Below are 19,748 nucleotides of genomic sequence, written 5' to 3' on the forward strand. Positions count from 1 at the left end.
GAAAACTCGCGAACGGTTGGTATAGATGCGCTGTTGGAGCGCATGTTTACCCCTTGGGTTCAACTGTGGGACCTGGATTAAAAACCGTCGACCCCGGCACCCCTTAGTACTTCACTTAACGCCAGCACCTGTGGGTCGCGAAAAAAAGCCCTCAGTTGCGCGGCGCGTCCCGGGCCGATACCGGCTTCGGCTTGCCAATGTTCGATGTCGCGCTCGGCAAGCACCTGCCATGGCCCCTCCAGCCGGACCTCGCCAGCGGGTGGCAGGCCAAGAGCCTTGAGCCACTGCCCAAACGGCCGTTGACGGGCGCTGTGCAGGCTGTCGAGCAAGCGGGCGCTGCTGCGTTCGCCGAAGCCGGCAATGTTAGCAAGCTCGTCGGCATCGAGGCTCATCCAATCCAGCAAACCATTGAGTCGCCCGGCCGCCAGGAGTTTTTCCCAGGTGCCCGGGCCGACATGGGGCAGGGCTAACCCGTGCTTGCCGCTGAGCCAGCCCAGGCGCGCCAGGAACTGGCTTTCGCAGCCGGGTGTCGGCTGCCAGCAACTTAAAAAGTGATAATCGGCTGCTGCTGGGGCGTTCACGTCCTGGCGCTCGACACTACGCAACACGACGCTGTCCAGGCGTGGAATGGTCAGCCCGGCCAGGCTGATGGCGACCCGGTCGCCAGGACGAATGTCCATTTGCTCCCAGCGTTTGAGGGAGCTGACGCTCACGCGGCGGATTCGTCGGTCGTCGAGCATGACAGGTTCAAGTTCCAGCACGGGCGTGATGCGCCCAGTACGACCAATCTTGAAGCGCACGTGGCGCACCTCGGCCAGGGCCTGGGCATAGGGGTACTTCCAGGCCACGCTCCAGAACGGCGCCCGGGCTTGCCAGCGGTCGGCCGGTGGGCGGCGGCTTTGACGCAGGACGATGCCATCGCTGGCAAAGGGCAGTGGCGTGCGATACCAGTGGTTGCGCCAGTGCTCAACGTCGGCCAATGCCTGAACGGGCTGGCTGTAGCCGATGGTGTCGGCGAAGCCCAGCGCCTGCAGGGTCGCCTCCCGTTCGGGCAGCGTGGCCGGTCCGTCAGGCCAGTCCCAGACAAACAGGCCGATGTCCGCCCCTTCTTGCGCGGTCAAATTCGTGCGCGCCATCAGCCCCGCCACGGTCGCCCGGGCGTTGAGACTGCCGTTGCTGGCCTGGACATGGGCAATCAGCCGCCAGTACAGCTCACCCTGAACGACCAGGTCCAATGGCTGATTCAGCCGTTGCGGGATGGCGTTGATTTTGTGCGCAGCCCAGGTCCAGTCTTGCCCCTGGACACCATCACCGCGGCTGATCGCCTGATGCAGGCGCCCCCCGCGATAGATCAGAGTCACGGCCACGCCATCGACTTTCGGTTGGACCCAGAGGTCTTCTCGGCCTTGTAGCCACGCCTTGACCGCGGCGGCATCCTTGAGTTTGTCCAGGCCGGTGTGTGCAACCGGGTGTGGCACTTTCCCGCCCGCCGTACGCAGGGGGAAACTGGGTGTCACAAGGTCAAAGCAGTCGCGCCAATGGCCCAGCTGGATGCGGGATTGATCGTAGAGCTCATCGGCTACCAGTGATCGGCCGAGACGGTGATAGCTGTCATCCCACGAATCGATTCGCTGTTGCAGGGCGGTGATTTCCGCCTGGGCGCGTCCGAGGGGCCAGTCGGGACAAGACGCGGCGATGACAGGGGAGCAGATGAATATAAGACAGGCCAATAGGCGTGATAACGGCAGCATCGAAGCATCCTTGCTTGGTGGTGTGCTTGAAGGCTAGTCACTGTCACAGAAGGTGCGAGGCTGGGAGCGTTACCGGATTTTGCAGGGGGTGATAGCGAAGTCGTGGCGGTACAGTGCAGGGTGATTTGGTTGCGCAACTGTGCCTTGAACCCATCAGGGGCGAGTGCAGAATGGGGGCTCGATCTGCTCTGCCAGGCGTGCATCCTATGGACCTGACGACCCTCGCTGTTTTCATCCCGGCCTGCTTCGCGCTGAACATGGCGCCGGGGCCGAATAACCTGCTGTCCATCAGCAACGCCTCGCGTTATGGCTTCGTCCGGGCGTGCAGCGGTGGCATTGGCCGGTTGCTGGCGTTTGCGCTCATGATTGCCCTGGCAGCGGTGGGATTGACCGCTGTGCTGCATACCTCGGAACTGTTGTTCCTGGGGATCAAGTTCGTGGGTGCCGCTTATCTGTTCTACCTTGCCGTGCAATTGTGGCGGGCGCAGCCAGAAGCCGGAGCTGAAACGGCGGTCACTTCGATGAGCGTGACCCGCCTGGCACGCCAGGAGTTTCTGGTGGCGATCGGCAACCCGAAGGCGATCCTGTTGTTCACCGCCTTCCTGCCGCAGTTCGTCGACCGCGCCAGCACTGTCACCCAGCAGTTCGCCGTGCTGGGCGGCCTGTTCCTGGCGCTGGAGTGCATTGCCATCGGGTTGTATTGCTACATGGGGATTTATGCGCGGCGGCTGTTTGCCCGGCCGAGCGGCAAACGTCTGTTCAATCGCCTGTGTGCGGGGCTGCTGGCCAGTGCGGCTTCGTTCTTGCTGGTGGCGCGACGGTCCTGAAGTCGATGGCCCCTTGCTCCCACAGATAAGTGCCCAAGCGACAAATCCTTGCATGGCTTAACCCCCCCTGAATGGGTATGGGCCGGACATGAAAAAGCCCCTGACGACCCAGTCGCCAGGGGCTTTTCGTACCCGCAGTTTTTACAGGCCGGCAGCGGCGCGCAGGGCGTCGGCGCGGTCGGTTTTTTCCCAGGTGAAGGTGGTGAAGGTGTCGTCACCGACCGTCTTGGTTTGCGGCGTGCGGCCGAAGTGGCCGTAGGCGGCGGTGTCCTGGTACATCGGGTGCAGCAGGTCGAGCATGGTGGTGATGGCGTACGGACGCAGGTCGAACACTTCACGAACCAGCTTGATGATCTTGTCATCGCCGATCTTGCCGGTGCCGAAGGTGTTCAGCGAGATCGAGGTAGGCTGAGCAACGCCGATGGCATAGGAAACCTGGATCTCGCAGCGCTCGGCCAGGCCGGCGGCCACGATGTTCTTGGCCACATAACGACCGGCATAGGCTGCCGAACGGTCGACCTTCGATGGATCCTTGCCGGAGAACGCGCCACCGCCGTGACGGGCCATGCCGCCGTAGCTGTCGACGATGATCTTGCGGCCGGTCAGGCCACAGTCGCCTACCGGGCCACCGATGATGAACTGGCCGGTCGGGTTGATGTGGAACTGGGTGTCCTTGGACAGCAGCTCGGAAGGCAGTACGTGCTTGACGATCAGCTCCATCACGCCTTCACGCAGGTCTTTATAGGACACTTCGGGGTTGTGCTGGGTCGACAGTACGACGGCATCGATACCGACAACCTTGCCGCCTTCGTAACGGCAAGTCACCTGAGACTTGGCATCCGGGCGCAGCCAAGGCAGCAGGCCGGATTTACGGGCTTCAGCCTGGCGTTGAACCAACTGGTGCGAGAAGGTGATCGGTGCTGGCATCAGCACGTCGGTCTCGTTGCTGGCGTAGCCGAACATCAGGCCCTGGTCGCCGGCACCCTGGTCTTCAGGCTTGGCGCGGTCAACACCCTGGTTGATGTCGGGGGACTGCTTGCCGATGATGTTCATCACGCCGCAGGTCGCGCCATCGAAGCCGACGTCGGAGCTGTTGTAGCCAATGCCCAGGATGACGTCACGGACGATCTGTTCCAGGTCGACCCAGGCTGAAGTGGTGACTTCGCCAGCGATGATCGCCACGCCCGTTTTCACCAGAGTTTCGCACGCCACGCGGGCGAACTTGTCTTCAGCAATGATGGCGTCCAGCACCGCATCAGAAATCTGGTCGGCGATTTTGTCCGGATGCCCTTCAGACACGGACTCGGAGGTGAAAAGGGAGTATTCGCTCATCTCGATGTTTTCCTACAAGTTACCGATGGTGAGTGTCGCCAGCCGGTCGCTGAAAATGGCGGACCTGGATCTGGAAACCATTACGTAAGCCCACATAGAGGCTTTCCCCGGGCACGAGGCCCGCAGCGGTGGCCCAACGGGCCAGATCGTCCTGTTCAAACCCCAGCCAGAGATCACCGCAGGCCTCCTTGGCCCAACTCTGGTTGTGGCTGCATAACTCTGTCACTAACAGGCTACCGCCCGGTTGCAGCAAGTCGGCCATGTGCTTGAGCGCATCGGCCGGCGCGGCGAAATGGTGAAGCACCATGTTCAATACAACACAATCGGCCTGCAGGCTCACACCATTCAAGGCATCGGCCAGTTGCAGGCTGACATTAGCCAGTGTTTCACGTTCGCACACCTGGCGTGCCAGCTCGAGCATGGCCGGGCTGTTGTCCAGCGCCGTCACTTGGCTGAAACGCCGCGCCAGCTCCGGCAGAAACGCGCCGTCGCCAGGGCCGACTTCAATGGCCGTGGCGGTGGGCTCGAATCCCAGTTTGTCGAGCAGCGCCACGACGCTTTCACGGTATTGCGGCAACCCGGCAATCAGGTCCTGCTGGGCGCGAAACTTCTCGGCCACCCGGGCAAAAAAATCCTGGCTGGCAGCGGCTCGCTGCCCGTGTACCTGGGCGATGCGGGCCTGCACGTCTGCCGGCAGGTCCAGCTCATCCACCTCTTCGAGCAACGCGGCATGCAGCTTGCCGCCCAGCAGATCGGTATGGGGCAGGGCGCGGCGGTAAAAAATCGCATTGCCTTCACGACGGGTCGCCACCAGGTCGGCTTGGGCCAGGACCTTGAGGTGGTGGCTCATGCCGGATTGACCGATGCCGAAGATCTGCGCCAGTTCCAGCACGCCGAACGAATCGTTGGCCAAGGCGCGCAATACATTGAGCCGCAGCGGATCGCCGCCGGCCTTGCAAAGGGCCGCCAGCTCATCGCAATCGTCATGGCGAATGGAAGGCACGCGTAAATTCATAGGGCGGCAGTCTAGTGAGGGGTATGGATCACCGCAAGGTCAATATCAAAAAGTTTTGATATTGCTCGATAAATGGCACTTCCCAAGGCGTGCTTGACTCTACAAACCTTCAGCGGAAAGGTTTCACCTGGCGAATGCGACTTTATCCACCGGAAAAAAGCCTCTGGATGACTATCTGTCATTGCCCCGGGGCGGGTGGGTGAGGGAAAATGCTCGCCTTTTTTCAGTTTCACAATTCAAAACCCAGGAGATCAGCGATGCCCAGCCGTCGTGAGCGTGCCAATGCCATCCGTGCACTCAGCATGGATGCCGTGCAAAAAGCCAACAGCGGCCATCCCGGTGCCCCTATGGGTATGGCGGATATCGCCGAGGTGCTTTGGCGCGACTACCTCAAGCACAGCCCGAGCAACCCCTCGTTTGCCGACCGTGACCGCTTCGTGCTGTCCAACGGCCACGGCTCGATGTTGATCTATTCGTTGCTGCACCTGACCGGTTATGACCTGTCGATCGATGACCTGAAGAATTTCCGCCAGTTGCACAGCCGCACTCCGGGCCACCCGGAATATGGCTACACCCCAGGCGTGGAAACCACCACCGGTCCACTGGGCCAAGGCCTGGCCAACGCCGTGGGCTTTGCCCTGGCGGAAAAAGTCCTGGCGGCGCAGTTCAATCGCCCAGGCCATAACGTTGTCGATCACCACACCTACGTGTTTCTGGGTGATGGCTGCATGATGGAAGGCATTTCCCACGAAGTCGCCTCACTGGCCGGCACCTTGGGCCTGAACAAGCTGATCGCTTTCTACGATGACAACGGCATTTCCATCGACGGCGAAGTCGAAGGCTGGTTCACCGACGACACCCCCAAGCGTTTCGAAGCCTACAACTGGCTGGTCATCCGCAATGTCGACGGCCACGACCCGGAAGAAATCAAGACCGCCATCGAGACGGCGCGCAAGAGCGCCCAGCCGACCCTGATCTGCTGCAAGACCACCATTGGTTTCGGTTCGCCCAACAAACAAGGCAAGGAAGACTGCCACGGCGCGCCACTGGGTGCCGAGGAAATCGCCCTGACCCGCGCTGCGTTGAAGTGGGAACACGGTCCGTTCGAAATCCCGGCCGACATTTATGCCGAGTGGGACGCCAAGGAAAAAGGCCGTGCCGCCGAAGCCGAGTGGGACCAGCGCTTTGCCGCCTACTCCGCGCAATTCCCTGAGCTGGCCAATGAACTGGTGCGTCGCCTCAGCGGCGAGCTGCCTGCCGATTTCGCTGAAAAAGCCTCGGCTTACATCGCTGAAGTCGCCGCCAAAGGCGAAACCATTGCCAGCCGCAAGGCCAGCCAGAACACCCTCAACGCTTTTGGCCCGCTGCTGCCGGAGCTGCTCGGCGGTTCGGCCGACCTGGCCGGTTCCAACCTGACCTTGTGGAAGGGCTGCAAAGGCGTCAGCGCCGAAGATGCCAGCGGCAACTACATGTACTACGGTGTTCGTGAGTTCGGCATGAGCGCGGTCATGAACGGTGTGGCTCTGCACGGCGGCCTGGTGCCTTACGGCGCTACCTTCCTGATGTTCATGGAATACGCCCGCAACGCAGTGCGCATGTCGGCCCTGATGAAGAAGCGCGTGCTTTATGTGTTCACCCACGACTCCATCGGCCTGGGCGAAGACGGCCCGACTCACCAGCCGATCGAGCAACTGGCAAGCCTGCGCTGCACGCCGAACCTGGACACCTGGCGCCCATGTGACGCCGTGGAATCGGCAGTGGCCTGGAAATACGCCATCGAGCGTAACGACGGTCCATCGGCGCTGATCTTCTCCCGCCAGAACCTGCAGCACCAGAACCGCGATGCCGACCAGATCGGCGACATCACCCGCGGCGGCTACGTGCTCAAGGACTGCATTGGCGAGCCTGAACTGATCCTGATCGCCACCGGCTCCGAAGTCGGCCTGGCCGTCCAGGCCTACGACAAACTGACCGCGCAGGGTCGCAACGTACGTGTGGTGTCCATGCCGTGCACCAGCGTGTTCGATGCCCAGGACGCCGGCTATAAGCAAGCGGTATTGCCGTTGCAAGTCAGCGCCCGGATCGCCATCGAAGCCGCTCACGCCGATTATTGGTACAAGTACGTCGGCCTGGAAGGTCGCGTGATCGGCATGACCACCTACGGCGAATCGGCGCCCGCGCCGGCGTTGTTCGAGGAGTTCGGCTTTACCCTGGAAAACATTCTGGGTCAGGCTGAAGAGCTGTTGGAAGACTGATCCGAAGTCGCGTCGTCCGGGCTGACGCCATCGCGAGCAAGCTCGCTCCCACAAGGATCTCCACCGACCCTGTGGGAGCGAGCTTGCTCGCGATGGCGATGGCTCAGGCAACGCTGCCCTGATGGATTCACCCAAGTCAGAGAACCCCATGCCCCAACCGCGTCCCTACAAAGTTGCACTCAACGGCTACGGCCGGATTGGTCGTTGCGTCTTGCGTGCGTTGTTCGAGCGAGGGGCCAGGGCCGGGTTCGAGATTGTGGCGATCAACGATCTGGCCGACATGGCCAGCATCGAATACCTGACACGCTTTGACTCCACCCACGGCCGGTTTCCGGGCGAGGTGCGGGTCGAGGGCGATTGTCTGCACATTAATGGCGATTGCGTGAAAGTCCTGCGCAGTGCCACCCCCGAAGGTATCGATTGGGCATCCTTGGGTGTCGACCTGGTGCTTGAATGCTCCGGCGCCTACAACACCCGTGAAGATGGCCAGCGTTTCATCGCGGCCGGCGCGCCGCGGGTGTTGTTCTCCCAGCCGATGGCCAGCGAAGCGGATGTCGACGCGACCATTGTCTACGGCGTGAACCAGGACTGCCTGAGCGGCGACGAGCTGCTGGTATCCAACGCGTCCTGCACCACCAACTGCGGCGTGCCGCTATTGCGCCTGCTGGACCAGGCCATTGGCCTGGAATACGTGTCGATCACCACCATTCACTCGGCGATGAACGATCAACCTGTGATCGACGCCTATCACCATGAAGACTTGCGGCGGACCCGTTCGGCGTTCCAGTCGGTGATTCCGGTGTCCACTGGTCTGGCGCGCGGCATTGAACGGCTGCTGCCGGAACTTGCGGGGCGAATTCAGGCCAAAGCCGTGCGGGTGCCGACGGTCAACGTGTCCTGCCTCGACATTACGATGCAGACCGTGAGCGATACCGACGCCACCGAGGTCAACCGGATCTTGCGCGAAGCCGCCACCAGCGGTCCGCTCAAAGGCCTTCTGGCTTACACCGAGTTGCCCCATGCCAGCTGTGATTTTAACCATGACCCACATTCGGCCATCGTCGATGCCAGCCAGACCCGGGTTTCCGGGCCACGGCTTGTGAACATCCTGGCTTGGTTCGACAACGAATGGGGGTTTGCCAACCGAATGCTGGACGTTGCCGAGCATTACCTGCAAACCGCTTCTAAAAAACCTGCTCTCTAAACAGTTACCCAGGAATTGCGACCCATGACCGTGTTGAAGATGTCCGACCTCGATCTGCAAGGTAAGCGCGTACTGATCCGCGAAGACCTCAACGTCCCCGTCAAGGACGGTGTTGTCACCAGCGACGCGCGTATCCTGGCTTCGCTGCCGACCATCAAGCTGGCCCTGGAAAAAGGCGCGGCCGTGATGGTCTGCTCCCACCTGGGCCGTCCGACCGAAGGCGAGTTCTCGGCGGAAAACAGCCTCAAGCCGGTCGCCGATTACCTGAGCAAAGCCTTGGGCCGCGACGTACCGCTGGTGGCTGACTACCTGGGCGGTGTGGACGTGAAGGCCGGCGATGTCGTGCTGTTCGAAAACGTGCGCTTCAATAAAGGCGAGAAAAAGAACGCTGACGAACTGGCCAAGCAGTATGCAGCCCTGTGCGACGTGTTTGTGATGGACGCGTTCGGCACCGCCCACCGCGCCGAGGGTTCGACCCACGGCGTGGCGAAGTTCGCCAAAGTGGCCGCTGCTGGCCCGCTGCTGGCCGCCGAACTGGACGCACTGGGCAAAGCCCTGGGCTCCCCGGCCCAGCCGATGGCTGCCATTGTTGCCGGCTCCAAGGTCTCCACCAAGCTCGACGTGCTTAACAGCCTGAGCCAAGTGTGTAACCAGTTGATCGTCGGCGGCGGCATTGCCAACACCTTCCTTGCTGCGGCCGGTCACCCGGTCGGCAAATCCCTGTACGAGCCGGACCTGCTGGATACCGCCCGGGAAATCGCCGCCAAGGTCAGCGTGCCGTTGCCGGTGGACGTGGTGGTTGCCAAGGAGTTTGCCGAAGGCGCCACCGCCACCGTCAAGTTGATCGCTGAGGTGGCCGAAGACGACATGATTCTCGACATTGGCCCGCAAACCGCAGCCAATTTCGCCGAACTGTTGAAATCTTCCAAGACTATCCTGTGGAACGGTCCGGTCGGCGTGTTCGAGTTCGACCAGTTTGGCAACGGCACCAAAGTGCTGGCCCAGGCCATTGCCGAGAGTGACGCTTTCTCCATCGCTGGCGGCGGCGACACCCTGGCGGCGATCGATAAATATGGCGTGGCCGAGCAGATCTCCTACATTTCTACCGGCGGCGGTGCGTTCCTCGAATTCGTCGAAGGCAAAGTACTGCCAGCCGTGGAAGTCCTGGAAAGCCGGGCCAAGGCCTGAGGTTTCGTTGACCAGGCAAAGGAGTGTTGTGATGGTCAAGACGTTCACGTTGCTGTTGACGGCGACGCTGTTAGTGGCCTGTTCGAGCAGCCCAAAGGCCACGGCTCCGGAAACCGGGACGCCAACGCCTGAAGGCGGCTGTTACCAGGCCGACTGGCAGGCCGAGACCAATCCGGTGCTGAACAAGCGTTCGGGGCCGGATGGCCTGGATAAATATGAGACGCAAAACCCGGCCAAGGAACATGGTTGTCCTTGACGGGTCAGACTCTTTAACTCATGGCTGGCGGCACGGGTCGTCAGTCGAGGAACACGGATGAAAGGCTTTATCGCCGTTGTGGCGCTGGCAATGCTGGCCGGTTGTGCGCAGCTGGATCGGTTTCGTTCGTCCGAGCCTGTCGTAGAGGGCTGGACAACCTGGACCTGTGACAGTCAGGCCAAGGTGCTGTGGCGCTATACCGATGACACCCGCAAGGAAGTCGACGTTCGCCTCGGCGGTGCCGAGCAGGTCTATCACCTGAAGGAAGAGCCGGGCGCATCGGGTACGCTGTACAGCGACGACATGCTGGCGTTTCACGTCAAAGGTGAGGAAGGCCTGGTTTACTGGGTCGCCACCAATGACTTGATTGGCCGGGGCTGCAAGGCTGACTGATTCAATAGAGATCCAATGTGGGAGCGAGCCTGCTCGCGATAGCGATGTATCAGGCATCAGTGATGTTGACTGTCGGGCCCTCATCGCGAGCAGGCTCGCTCCCACAGGGGCCTCTTATAGTTTCGAGATTTTGTTTCACCGAACACACAGGGCGGACCCACCCCCGACCTGCAATGACTTGAATAGCCGCCGCCGCTCCGGCAGGCTGGCACGATTAACGACCCTCGACCGGGAGAGACACACTAATGGCACTTATCAGCATGCGTCAGATGCTGGACCACGCAGCCGAGTTCGGCTACGGCGTCCCAGCCTTTAACGTCAACAACCTTGAGCAGATGCGCGCCATCATGGAAGCCGCTGACAAGACTGACTCCCCGGTGATCGTCCAGGCTTCGGCCGGCGCCCGCAAATACGCCGGCGCGCCATTCCTGCGTCACCTGATCCTGGCTGCCATCGAAGAATTCCCGCACATCCCGGTGTGCATGCACCAGGACCACGGCACCAGCCCTGACGTCTGCCAGCGCTCCATCCAACTGGGCTTCAGCTCGGTCATGATGGACGGCTCGCTGGGCGAAGACGGCAAGACCCCGACCGACTACGAATACAACGTTCGCGTCACCCAGCAGACCGTCGCCATGGCCCATGCCTGCGGCGTCTCGGTGGAAGGCGAACTGGGTTGCCTGGGCTCGCTGGAAACCGGCATGGCCGGTGAAGAAGACGGCATCGGCGCCGAGGGCGTACTGGACCACAGCCAGATGCTGACCGACCCGGAAGAAGCCGCGGACTTCGTCAAGAAGACCCAGGTCGACGCCCTGGCCATCGCCATCGGTACCAGCCACGGCGCCTACAAGTTCACCAAGCCGCCTACCGGCGACGTGCTGGCCATTGACCGCATCAAGGAAATCCACAAACGCATCCCCAACACTCACCTGGTGATGCACGGTTCTTCCTCGGTTCCGCAAGAGTGGCTGGCGATCATCAACCAGTACGGCGGCGACATCAAAGAAACCTACGGCGTGCCGGTTGAAGAAATCGTCGAAGGTATCAAGTACGGCGTGCGCAAGGTCAACATCGACACCGACCTGCGCCTGGCCTCTACCGGTGCCATGCGTCGTTTGATGGCGACCAATCCGAGCGAATTTGATCCGCGTAAGTTCTTCGGGGCTACCGTGACGGCGATGCGTGATGTGTGTATTGCGCGTTACGAAGCTTTCGGTACTGCGGGTAATGCTTCGAAGATCAAGCCGATCTCGTTGGAAGCGATGTATCAGCGGTATTTGAAGGGTGAGTTGAACGCTAAGGTTAATTAAGGTTTCAGCGTTTTGAGAAAACCCGCAGTGATGCGGGTTTTTTTATGTTTGGGATTTGTGTGTATATCCGTTTTTTGGGTAACGGCTGCTTATGGTTCCGCCCTTACGGCGGGTCACTTTTGGCAAACGCCCCAAAAGTAACCAAAAGGTCTTGCCCCACCACTCGGTGCCTCGCCTAGGCTCGGCATGCCCGAACGCAGGCATTGCTCCGTGGGCCCGCCGCGAAGGGCCATCCATGGCCCAGCGCGGCTATCCCGGCATCCATGCCGGGATGCCCACTCCACAATACCTACGTTCGGCCAGCGTGGTTAACGGGGCCCATAGATCAAAATCAAAAGCGAGGCGGCCTGATAGCCGGCCTTGTTTAGGGAGATCGCGTTTCTCCTGTGGGAGCGGGCTTGCTCGCGAAGGCAGTGTCATAGTCGATGAAGATGTTGAATGTGCTGTCGTCATCGCGAGCAGGCTCGCTCCCACAATTGGATCGGAGTACTACCGGGAGAAACAGGTCGGCTATAAGGCCGCCTCGCGGTGGACGTTGATCTCGGCGCCCCGTTAACCACGCTGGCCGAACGCAGGTGTTGCGTAGTGGGCACCTCGGCATGGATGCCGAGGTAGCCGCGCTGGGCCATGGATGGCCCTTCGCGGCGGGCCCACGGAGCAATGCCTGCGTTCGGGCATGCCGAGCCTAGGCGAGGCACCGAGTGGTGGGGCAGGAGCGTTTTGGTTACTTTTGCGCTCTTCAAAAGTGACCCGCCGTAAGGGCGGAACCCTAAGTAGCCGTTACCAAAGAAATGGATATACACACAGATCCTGATAGCGCTGTGTCAGTCGCCATCCATGCTGCTGACCCAGCGCTATCGCGAGCAAGCTCGCTCCCACAGGGGATCATCTCCCGCCGGGAGGGCTTTATTGGTCTTCGAGGCCGCGTTGTTCAATGACGCCGAACACATCGGTGACATCCTGAACCAGGATCCGGGCGACATTGGTGAGGGTATTGAGGTCGCTGGCGGCCGAATCGCGCAGGGTGGCGCAGGCCATGAGCGTCAGGTAATCAAGGGTAGCGTGCAGGCGTTCGCTGGCGCAGGCGTGGAGTTCAGTCAGTGGGGCGGTGCTGTCGATGAACAGGATGGGTTGGGTGGTGGCGATTGGAGTGAGCGGGGTGAAGCGGCTGAGTGATTGAGTCGTCGTCATAAGGTTTGGGCTCTATTAATAAAAATTAATTGCCACCTTCTTGCTGCGAAACAAATGGGTGGCAGTTGCGCGCGGGTTCGCAGACCGAGATAGAGACCAAACCCGGCAGACCCGAAGGTCTCCCGCGCGCAACCGCCATAAAATGAACGCAGGCGAGTTTGCCTGAATTTTCATTTGACGGTGCAAAGTCTCTGTTCTGTCAGTGGGCTGCGAAACCCGTGCCCCGCTGACCAAAGCCAGCAGACGAGCTCGAACTATAGAGGAGATTTTCGAGCCCAAAATCGACCTGTAGGACGCACCGCGCCCACGTGGCGAGGGAGCTTGCTCCCGCTCGGGGGCGCAGCCGCTGCAAAACCGGCGCATGCGGTTGGTCTGACGAAAGGAGGGGGCTGCTGCGCAGCCTAGCGGGGATAAATCCCCTCGCCACAAAGGTAAATTCCTACGAGATTTTCGGAGCTGAAAATCTCAGGTGTTGTGATCGATATCCAGCTTGCTGAACGTCACTTTCCCGCCTTCGCTGGTATAGCCCGTATTGTCCTGCACATACACGCCAGCCTTGAAATACAGCGGCTTGACCTTCCATTTGGCGCTCATGGTGGTGTACCAGCTACGACCCGCCGCGGTGATGCCGAGGTCGCCGGTACGATCAAGATGGAGTCGATAAGAGAAAGACTGATTGAGTTTTACACCCGAGGCGACGGTGATGACCCGGCCCTCGTCGTCATCGGGGCGCATGCGCACTTTGGCGACGATGTTGCCGGTCTTGCTGTCGTCCTTGTACTGGTATTCCAGCTTCACCATGGGTTTGCTGCTGTCCTTGGCATGAATCTGACCGATCACGATCTTGCCGGTGCTGGGTACCTGGTTGACCACCAGGGTCGCACTCAATTTGTTGTCGGCGTCGGGGTATAGCCAGTTGCGCAAGGTGCCGTTTTTGTAGGTCTCGCGCAATTCGCTGCGCGGGTAGATCGCGTTTTCAGTCTTGGTGCCGGTGACCGGTGACCAGAAATACACCGTGCTGCCTTCAGAGTTGAAGTATTTGTTCTTGAAACCGTCCACCAGTCGAGGGGTTTCGATGGTTTTGGGTGGGCTTCCCTCGGGGATGCTCAAGTTCCAGGTTGCAAGATCGACCATGTGCGGGCCCTTTCTACGGAATGAATATGTTGCAAGATCCAGCCGGAGGCTCTAGCCAGCGCTTTATGACGCGTCCCGAGAAACGCAGGGGATCGAATTTTCATATCCGTCCGGCGGGGGGGGGGGGGGGGCGTCAACTGTCCGTCAGAGTGGTGTTTGCCGCTTTGGTGCCCGAGGACGACGACCGTTAGTCGGGCAATTCGAATTTTTTTTGAACGATGGCGCTATGGCATCGGCGTCGATGTGGGTCACGTTCGCAGGGAGCAGCGTCCATGCTGCGGTATGCCAGGGGAAATACGCTTATAGAACGGTGTGATGAATTTCCAGCATGCTGAACGTCACTTTTCCACCTTCAGTGGTGTAGCCGGTGTTGTCCTGCACGTAGACGCCGGCTTTGAAATACAACGGCTTGTCCTTCCAGTCCGGGCTTACCGTGGTTCTCCAGTTGTAACCCGCCGCGCTGATGCCCAGCGCGCCCTTCGGACTGAGGTGAATCTGGTAGGAAAACCTGCGATCAAGTTGCACGCCCGTGGCGATGGTGATGACCTGGCCCGATTCGTCGTCGGGGCGCAGTCGGACCTTCGCGACGATGTTGCCGGTGGAGCTGTAGGCCTTGTATTGGTATTCCAGTTTCACCATGGGCCGGGTGCTGTCTTTGGCGTGGATCTGGCCGATCACGATCTTGCCGGTGCTGGGCACCTGGTTGACGGTCAAGGTGGCGCGCAGCTTGTTGTCTGCCGCTGAGTAGAGCCAGTTGCGAAGGGTGCCGTCGCTGTAGGTTTCCCGCAGTTCGCTGCGCGGGTAAATGGCGTTTGCAGTCTTGGTGCCGGTCACCGGCGCCCAGAAGAACAGCGTGCCGGTGTCGGAGTGGAAATAGTCGTCCTTGAAGCCCTGGGCTAGCCGCGGTGTTTCGATGGTGATGGCGGGGCTGCCTTCGGGGATGCTCAAGTTCCAAGTGCTGAGATCGATCATGGTCGGATCCTGCGTAACGGGCGTAAAAGTGCTGAGGACCAAAGCGGGAGGCTCTACTCCAAGCATTTGGGGTGTGTTGATCACGCAGGAAGGAGTTTTTTGGATAACCATCCGGCGGATGTTTGACGTCAATTGTCCGTCGAATGGATCTTTTGCAGCATCTGTGCCTGGATGGTGAACCGTTAGTCGGCAGTTCGAATTTTCCCTGAACGATTTCGCATTGATAGGGTCGCCTGGGCGGGCAGCGCTGCGTTGCTGCCATGGCGCCATGCAAAGCGTCTAGATGTGATCGATATCCAGCAGGCTGAACGTCACGGTCCCGCCTTCGGTGGGATAACCGGTGTTGTCCTGCACGTACACGCCCGCCTTGAAGTACAGCGGCTTGTCGCTCCAAGTGGAGCTGATGGGGGAGCTCCACTGGTAACCCGCACCATTGATGGTCAGGACACCGGCGGGGCTTAGGTGGATCAGGTAAGAGAAGGACTGATTGAGCTTTATGCCTGTGGCGATGGTGATGACCTGGCCCGATTCGTCGTCGGGACGCATGCGCACTTTGGCGACGATGTTGCCGGTGGAGCTGTAGGTTTTGTACTGGTACTCCAGTTTCACCATGGGGCTGGTGCTGTCTTTGGCGTGGATCTGACCAATGACGAGCTTGCCAGTGCTGGGGACTTGGTTGACGGTCAGCGTGGCGGCCAGCTTGTTATCAGCCGCTGAGTACAACCAGTTGCGCTGGGTACCGTTGCTATAGGTTTCCCGCAGTTCGCTGCGTGGGTAAATCGCGTTGGCAGTCTTGGCGCCGGTGACCGGTGCCCAGAAAAACACCGTACCGGAGTCGGCGTGGAAATATTGGTTCTGGAACCCCTGCACCAGTTGAGAGGTTTCGATGGTCGTCGGTGGGCTGCCTTCGGGGATGCTCAGGTTCCAGGTGGCGAGATCAATCATGGTCGGATCCTACGTAACGGAGTGAAAATGCTGAACGCCCAGCCAGAGGCTCTAGCTCAAGCTTTTGGGCGTGTTAATCACGCAGGGAGAAATTTTTTAATGACCGCCCAGCGGATGATTGACGTCAATTGTCCGTCGAAGGTGTCATTGCAGGTTTTGTGCCCGAGGTGGGTGACCGTTAGTCGGCTATTTTGGGCTTTGTCTGGATGATGGCGGGATGACACCTACTGCTTTTCAGAATCACGGTCTAGAGTGAGATCACAGTATTTGTCCGCCTTGCTACGTCAGGTCGGACGTGACGCCCGATAAGAGAAGCAGCATGGAATGCGTGCAACCACCGCTTGGCGAAGACAGTTCCGTCCTTTTGATAGTTGATGATTACCCTGAAAACCTGCTAAGCATGCGAGCGTTGTTGCAGCGTCAGGACTGGAAGGTGATGACCGCGTCCTCGGGTGTCGAAGCCCTTAACCTTCTACTCGAACATGACATCGACCTGGTCCTGCTGGATGTGCAGATGCCCGACATGGACGGTTTTGAAGTGGCGCGTCTGATGCGCGGCAGCCAGCGGACACGGCTGACCCCGATCATTTTCCTTACCGCCAACGAGCAATCCCAGGATGCGGTGATCAAGGGCTACGCCAGCGGCGCCGTGGATTACCTGTTCAAACCATTCGATCCGCAGATTCTCAAGCCCAAGGTTCATGCCCTGCTCGAACACCAGCGCAATCGCCGGGCCTTGCAGCGCTTGAGCCAGGATCTGGAAGCCGCCAGGGCTTTCAACGCCTCGGTGCTGGATAACGCCGCCGAAGGCATCCTCGTGGTGGACGAAAGCGGGTGTATTCGCTTCGCCAATCCGTCTACCTGTCGCCTGCTTAATGCCACCGCCGAGCAGTTGCAGGGAATGCCGCTCCTGGATTTCCTGCAAAAACCCCACATCCCCGAGTGGGCCGGCTCCGATATCCATGTCGCCTACTGCCGGGGGCAGACCTGGCGCCTGCACGATGCGGTCCTGCGCACCGCGCCCGGCCAGCAGGTGTCGGTGGCCTTGTCTTGTGCGCCCCTGCCTGCGGAGCAGAAGGCCATGGTGGTAACGCTTCAGGACATGTCGGTGGTGCGTCACTTGCACCAGCAACTCGAATACCAGGCCGTCACTGACCCGCTGACCGGTCTGCTCAACCGCAGGGGGTTTTATCAGACAGCCGAAAACCTGCTGATGCGCAGCGAGCGGCTGGAAAGCAACTGGGTGCTGCTGTACCTGGATCTTGATGGCTTCAAACGGGTCAATGATTCGTTGGGCCATGATGCCGGTGATCGCGTGTTGCGCTGGGTGTCGGAACAACTGAAGGCGTGCCTGCGCCCGTTCGACATTCTGGCGCGTCTGGGCGGCGATGAGTTCACCGCCCTGCTGGATCTGGAAGTCCCCGAACAAGCGGCCAAGATTGCCGAGAAACTCATCGAACGAGTGTCTATCTGCCAACAGATCGAGGGCATGGACGTAGCGCTGGGGGCCAGCATCGGCATCGCGACCTACCCCGACTGCGGCGCCAATCTCGACGGTCTGCTGCGCGCCTCCGACATCGCCATGTACGAGGCCAAGCGCGCTGGCCGTCAGCAATACCGTTTTTACGATCACGAAATGAACGGTCGAGCCCGTTCACGGCTGATGCTCGAAGAAAGTGTGCGCTCGGCCATCGAAAACCGCGATTTCAATATGGTCTACCAGCCCCAGGTGGGGGTGGGCGACGGGCGCATCCGTGGCTTCGAGGCGCTGTTGCGCTGGCAGCACCCCAGCGTCGGTGATGTGCCGCCGGGGCTGTTCCTGCCATTACTGGAAGAGGCCCGATTGATCAGTCGGCTGGGGAGCTGGATTTATCATCGCAGCGCCGCCCAGCGTAAAGTCTGGGAGCGCTTGTTCGCTGATGATCTGGTACTGGGGGTGAGTCTGAGCAGCACCCAGTTCGGTTTGCCGAACCTGGTGACCGAATTGCGCCAGGTCCTGGAGCGACATGCCCTCAAACCCCGGCAACTTGAGGTCGAGGTGACTGAAGACGCACTGATGCGCAACCCCGACGAAACCCATAAACAACTGCGGCTGCTGCATAACCTGGGGGTGCGGGTGGCGTTGGATGATTTCGGTTCCGGGCCTTGCTCGCTGACGCACCTGCGCGACCTGGAGCTCGATACCCTCAAGCTTGATCGACACCTGATCGCCCGTCTGCCAGGTTCACCCCGGGATGCGGCACTGGCGGCGTCGGTCATCGATTTGTGCAAGCAATTGGGTTTGCGGGTGATCGCCGAGGGCGTAGAGACGCCTGAGCAATATCAGTGGCTCAAGGCCCACGGCTGCGAATATGTGCAGGGGTTCCTGGTGGCGCGGCCCTTGATGGCCGAAGACACCGATGCCTTTGCCCGGCCATTTGACTGGAGCGCGATGCAGGTCTGAATTCGCTACACTGGCGGCTTTTGTGACTGTGTTGCCGCCGATGATCGCGCTCAAATACCTCCAGGCTTACCCCGCCGCCCTGCAAGCCCAAGTGCAGCAACTGATTGCCCAGGATCGGCTGGGCGACTACTTGCAGCAGCGCTACCCCGACCGGCATTCGGTCCAGAGCGACAAGGCCCTGTACGGTTATGCGCTGGATCTCAAGCAACAATACCTGCGTAACGCGCCCGCTATCGACAAGGTGCTGTTCGACAATCGTCTGGACCTGACTCACCGCGCCCTGGGCTTGCACACTGCCATTTCACGGGTGCAGGGCGGCAAGCTCAAGGCCAAGAAAGAAATTCGTATCGCTGCGCTGTTCAAGGACGCGGCACCTGAGTTTTTGAAAATGATCGTGGTGCACGAACTGGCCCACTTCAAGGAGTCGGACCACAACAAAGCGTTCTACCAACTCTGCGAGCACATGCTGCCGGGGTATCACCAGTTGGAATTCGACTTGCGGGTGTACCTGACCTGGCGCGATCTGCAACCCCCCAAGGAATGACCGAATGGACGTCAGCAAGACCAAAAGCAGCTTCTATCGTCGTTTGTATGTGGCTTACCTGATTGATAGCGGCGTGGCCAGCAACATTCCCGCACTCACCGAAGTCACCGGCATGCCGCGACGCACCGCCCAGGACACCGTGGCAGCGCTGGCGGACCTGGATATCGTGTGTGAATTCGAGCAGCTAGAGGGTGCCCGTAACCATGCCGGGCATTATCGGATCCGTGATTGGGGGGCGATTGATCGTCGCTGGATCGAGGGGAATTTGCCGCGCATTAAAGCGGTGTTGGAGTATCCCTGAACATTGGCGGCTTCTGGGGAGGCGTTATCGCGAGCAGGCTCGCTCCCACATTGATCTGCAGTGGGCATATGATTTATGTACCACGCAGATCCACTGTGGGAGCGAGCCTGCTCGCGAAGAGGGCATCAAGGCCGGTGCATGCCAATGTGTGGAATCCCGTCTTCCATGTACTCGATACCCACCACTCCAAACCCATACCGCGAGTAATACCCCTGCAGATGCGCCTGTGCCGACAGTGAGATCGATGTACCGGGCCAGTGCTTCTCGGCCTGCTTGAGACCCTGTTCCATCAGTTTGTGGCCCAGCCCCTGTCCCCGTGCTTGGGGGGCGATGACCACGCGCCCGATGACCACGTCACTGTTTTGCGAGTGCGGATCGAGCAAGCGAAGGTAAGCCACCAGACGATTGTCCTGCCAGGCCATCAGGTGGCAGGTGTCGCCCTCCAGGTCCAGGCCGTCGACGTCCAGGTAGGGGCAATTCTGCTCCACGACGAATACTTCGGCGCGCAATTTGAGGATGGCGTACAGCTGTTCCTTGCTCAGGTCACTGTGATGTTTGCAGACCCAGTCGATATCCATTTTTTGAATTTCCTGAAGAACCTGATGCCGATATTAAGCGGGCTGGCTGCGGAAGTCTCTTTCTGGGACAACTGTAAAAATCTGTGACAAAGGCCAAAATGCCATCATC

18 protein-coding genes are annotated in these 19,748 nt (G+C 60.1%); 10 read left to right on the top strand and 8 right to left on the bottom strand.

The window, feature by feature from the left end:
• Positions 1-77: 77 nt before the first annotated feature.
• Entirely contained in the window at positions 78-1,751 is a 1,674-nt protein-coding gene (gene ligB / locus T3A99_RS25745; protein ID WP_322834943.1) for an NAD-dependent DNA ligase LigB, read from the bottom strand.
• Positions 1,752-1,957: 206 nt separating this feature from the next.
• Between ligB and T3A99_RS25750 the strand changes: the two genes are divergently transcribed.
• Entirely contained in the window at positions 1,958-2,578 is a 621-nt protein-coding gene (locus tag T3A99_RS25750; protein ID WP_076383377.1) for a LysE family translocator, read from the top strand.
• 141 nt (positions 2,579-2,719) lie between these two features.
• On the opposite strand, the gene metK is transcribed toward T3A99_RS25750, so the two are convergent.
• Together metK and T3A99_RS25760 are read right to left on the bottom strand one after the other, a co-directional pair.
• Positions 2,720-3,910 (bottom strand): methionine adenosyltransferase, encoded by a 1,191-nt coding sequence (gene metK, locus T3A99_RS25755; protein WP_322834944.1) that lies wholly within the window; start codon positions 3,908-3,910, stop codon positions 2,720-2,722.
• 19 nt (positions 3,911-3,929) lie between these two features.
• A complete protein-coding gene (locus T3A99_RS25760; RefSeq protein ID WP_047230413.1) occupies positions 3,930-4,925 on the bottom strand; it encodes an ArsR/SmtB family transcription factor in 996 nt (331 codons plus the stop codon).
• A 257-nt stretch (positions 4,926-5,182) separates the two neighbouring features.
• Between T3A99_RS25760 and tkt the strand changes: the two genes are divergently transcribed.
• From tkt to fba, 6 genes are all read left to right on the top strand, one after another.
• Positions 5,183-7,180, top strand: coding sequence for a transketolase (gene tkt / locus T3A99_RS25765; RefSeq protein ID WP_322834945.1), 1,998 nt, complete (start codon positions 5,183-5,185; stop codon positions 7,178-7,180).
• Positions 7,181-7,328: 148 nt separating this feature from the next.
• Complete coding sequence (gene epd, locus T3A99_RS25770) at positions 7,329-8,384, top strand: erythrose-4-phosphate dehydrogenase (protein ID WP_076383381.1); 1,056 nt, start codon at positions 7,329-7,331, stop codon at positions 8,382-8,384.
• A gap of 24 nt (positions 8,385-8,408) precedes the next feature.
• On the top strand, positions 8,409-9,572 hold the full coding sequence (locus tag T3A99_RS25775) for a phosphoglycerate kinase (protein ID WP_322834946.1): 1,164 nt from the start codon (positions 8,409-8,411) through the stop codon (positions 9,570-9,572).
• Between the two features lie 31 nt (positions 9,573-9,603).
• Positions 9,604-9,828: a hypothetical protein gene (locus T3A99_RS25780; RefSeq protein ID WP_322834947.1), complete on the top strand. Its 225-nt coding sequence runs from the start codon at positions 9,604-9,606 to the stop codon at positions 9,826-9,828.
• Between the two features lie 57 nt (positions 9,829-9,885).
• Positions 9,886-10,221 carry an MliC family protein gene (locus T3A99_RS25785; RefSeq protein WP_047230408.1) on the top strand — a complete coding sequence of 112 codons (336 nt, stop codon included), beginning with the start codon at positions 9,886-9,888 and terminating at the stop codon, positions 10,219-10,221.
• Between the two features lie 245 nt (positions 10,222-10,466).
• Positions 10,467-11,531 (top strand): class II fructose-bisphosphate aldolase, encoded by a 1,065-nt coding sequence (fba, locus tag T3A99_RS25790; protein WP_003177554.1) that lies wholly within the window; start codon positions 10,467-10,469, stop codon positions 11,529-11,531.
• A 906-nt stretch (positions 11,532-12,437) separates the two neighbouring features.
• On the opposite strand, the gene T3A99_RS25795 is transcribed toward fba, so the two are convergent.
• From T3A99_RS25795 to T3A99_RS25810, 4 genes are all read right to left on the bottom strand, one after another.
• Positions 12,438-12,722, bottom strand: coding sequence for a hypothetical protein (locus T3A99_RS25795; RefSeq protein ID WP_047230501.1), 285 nt, complete (start codon positions 12,720-12,722; stop codon positions 12,438-12,440).
• Between the two features lie 465 nt (positions 12,723-13,187).
• Positions 13,188-13,856: a polysaccharide lyase family 7 protein gene (locus tag T3A99_RS25800; RefSeq protein ID WP_047230500.1), complete on the bottom strand. Its 669-nt coding sequence runs from the start codon at positions 13,854-13,856 to the stop codon at positions 13,188-13,190.
• A gap of 300 nt (positions 13,857-14,156) precedes the next feature.
• Complete coding sequence (locus T3A99_RS25805) at positions 14,157-14,828, bottom strand: polysaccharide lyase family 7 protein (RefSeq protein WP_047230499.1); 672 nt, start codon at positions 14,826-14,828, stop codon at positions 14,157-14,159.
• Positions 14,829-15,107: 279 nt separating this feature from the next.
• Positions 15,108-15,773: a polysaccharide lyase family 7 protein gene (locus T3A99_RS25810; RefSeq protein WP_076383385.1), complete on the bottom strand. Its 666-nt coding sequence runs from the start codon at positions 15,771-15,773 to the stop codon at positions 15,108-15,110.
• Positions 15,774-16,092: 319 nt separating this feature from the next.
• Between T3A99_RS25810 and T3A99_RS25815 the strand changes: the two genes are divergently transcribed.
• The 3 genes from T3A99_RS25815 to T3A99_RS25825 are packed head-to-tail and all read left to right on the top strand — an operon-like array spanning position 16,093 to position 19,061.
• Positions 16,093-18,216, top strand: coding sequence for a putative bifunctional diguanylate cyclase/phosphodiesterase (locus tag T3A99_RS25815; RefSeq protein ID WP_274090677.1), 2,124 nt, complete (start codon positions 16,093-16,095; stop codon positions 18,214-18,216).
• Positions 18,217-18,256: 40 nt separating this feature from the next.
• A complete protein-coding gene (locus tag T3A99_RS25820; RefSeq protein ID WP_047230503.1) occupies positions 18,257-18,760 on the top strand; it encodes a M48 family metallopeptidase in 504 nt (167 codons plus the stop codon).
• Positions 18,761-18,764: 4 nt separating this feature from the next.
• Positions 18,765-19,061, top strand: coding sequence for a winged helix-turn-helix domain-containing protein (locus tag T3A99_RS25825; RefSeq protein WP_047230496.1), 297 nt, complete (start codon positions 18,765-18,767; stop codon positions 19,059-19,061).
• Positions 19,062-19,186: 125 nt separating this feature from the next.
• Here the strand turns inward: T3A99_RS25825 and T3A99_RS25830 are convergent, their stop codons facing one another.
• Positions 19,187-19,639 (bottom strand): GNAT family N-acetyltransferase, encoded by a 453-nt coding sequence (locus tag T3A99_RS25830; protein WP_047230495.1) that lies wholly within the window; start codon positions 19,637-19,639, stop codon positions 19,187-19,189.
• Positions 19,640-19,748 lie beyond the last annotated feature (109 nt).

Origin of the sequence: Pseudomonas sp. N-137, assembly GCF_034555295.1 — a bacterium.
Lineage (GTDB): Bacteria > Pseudomonadota > Gammaproteobacteria > Pseudomonadales > Pseudomonadaceae > Aquipseudomonas > Aquipseudomonas rhizophila.

Coding starts and splice junctions, on each gene's coding strand:
- ligB (WP_322834943.1), bottom strand. CDS start 1,751: ATGCTGCCGTTATCACGCCTATTGGCCTGTCTTATATTCATCTGCTCC.
- T3A99_RS25750 (WP_076383377.1), top strand. CDS start 1,958: ATGGACCTGACGACCCTCGCTGTTTTCATCCCGGCCTGCTTCGCGCTG.
- metK (WP_322834944.1), bottom strand. CDS start 3,910: ATGAGCGAATACTCCCTTTTCACCTCCGAGTCCGTGTCTGAAGGGCAT.
- T3A99_RS25760 (WP_047230413.1), bottom strand. CDS start 4,925: ATGAATTTACGCGTGCCTTCCATTCGCCATGACGATTGCGATGAGCTG.
- tkt (WP_322834945.1), top strand. CDS start 5,183: ATGCCCAGCCGTCGTGAGCGTGCCAATGCCATCCGTGCACTCAGCATG.
- epd (WP_076383381.1), top strand. CDS start 7,329: ATGCCCCAACCGCGTCCCTACAAAGTTGCACTCAACGGCTACGGCCGG.
- T3A99_RS25775 (WP_322834946.1), top strand. CDS start 8,409: ATGACCGTGTTGAAGATGTCCGACCTCGATCTGCAAGGTAAGCGCGTA.
- T3A99_RS25780 (WP_322834947.1), top strand. CDS start 9,604: ATGGTCAAGACGTTCACGTTGCTGTTGACGGCGACGCTGTTAGTGGCC.
- T3A99_RS25785 (WP_047230408.1), top strand. CDS start 9,886: ATGAAAGGCTTTATCGCCGTTGTGGCGCTGGCAATGCTGGCCGGTTGT.
- fba (WP_003177554.1), top strand. CDS start 10,467: ATGGCACTTATCAGCATGCGTCAGATGCTGGACCACGCAGCCGAGTTC.
- T3A99_RS25795 (WP_047230501.1), bottom strand. CDS start 12,722: ATGACGACGACTCAATCACTCAGCCGCTTCACCCCGCTCACTCCAATC.
- T3A99_RS25800 (WP_047230500.1), bottom strand. CDS start 13,856: ATGGTCGATCTTGCAACCTGGAACTTGAGCATCCCCGAGGGAAGCCCA.
- T3A99_RS25805 (WP_047230499.1), bottom strand. CDS start 14,828: ATGATCGATCTCAGCACTTGGAACTTGAGCATCCCCGAAGGCAGCCCC.
- T3A99_RS25810 (WP_076383385.1), bottom strand. CDS start 15,773: ATGATTGATCTCGCCACCTGGAACCTGAGCATCCCCGAAGGCAGCCCA.
- T3A99_RS25815 (WP_274090677.1), top strand. CDS start 16,093: ATGGAATGCGTGCAACCACCGCTTGGCGAAGACAGTTCCGTCCTTTTG.
- T3A99_RS25820 (WP_047230503.1), top strand. CDS start 18,257: ATGATCGCGCTCAAATACCTCCAGGCTTACCCCGCCGCCCTGCAAGCC.
- T3A99_RS25825 (WP_047230496.1), top strand. CDS start 18,765: ATGGACGTCAGCAAGACCAAAAGCAGCTTCTATCGTCGTTTGTATGTG.
- T3A99_RS25830 (WP_047230495.1), bottom strand. CDS start 19,639: ATGGATATCGACTGGGTCTGCAAACATCACAGTGACCTGAGCAAGGAA.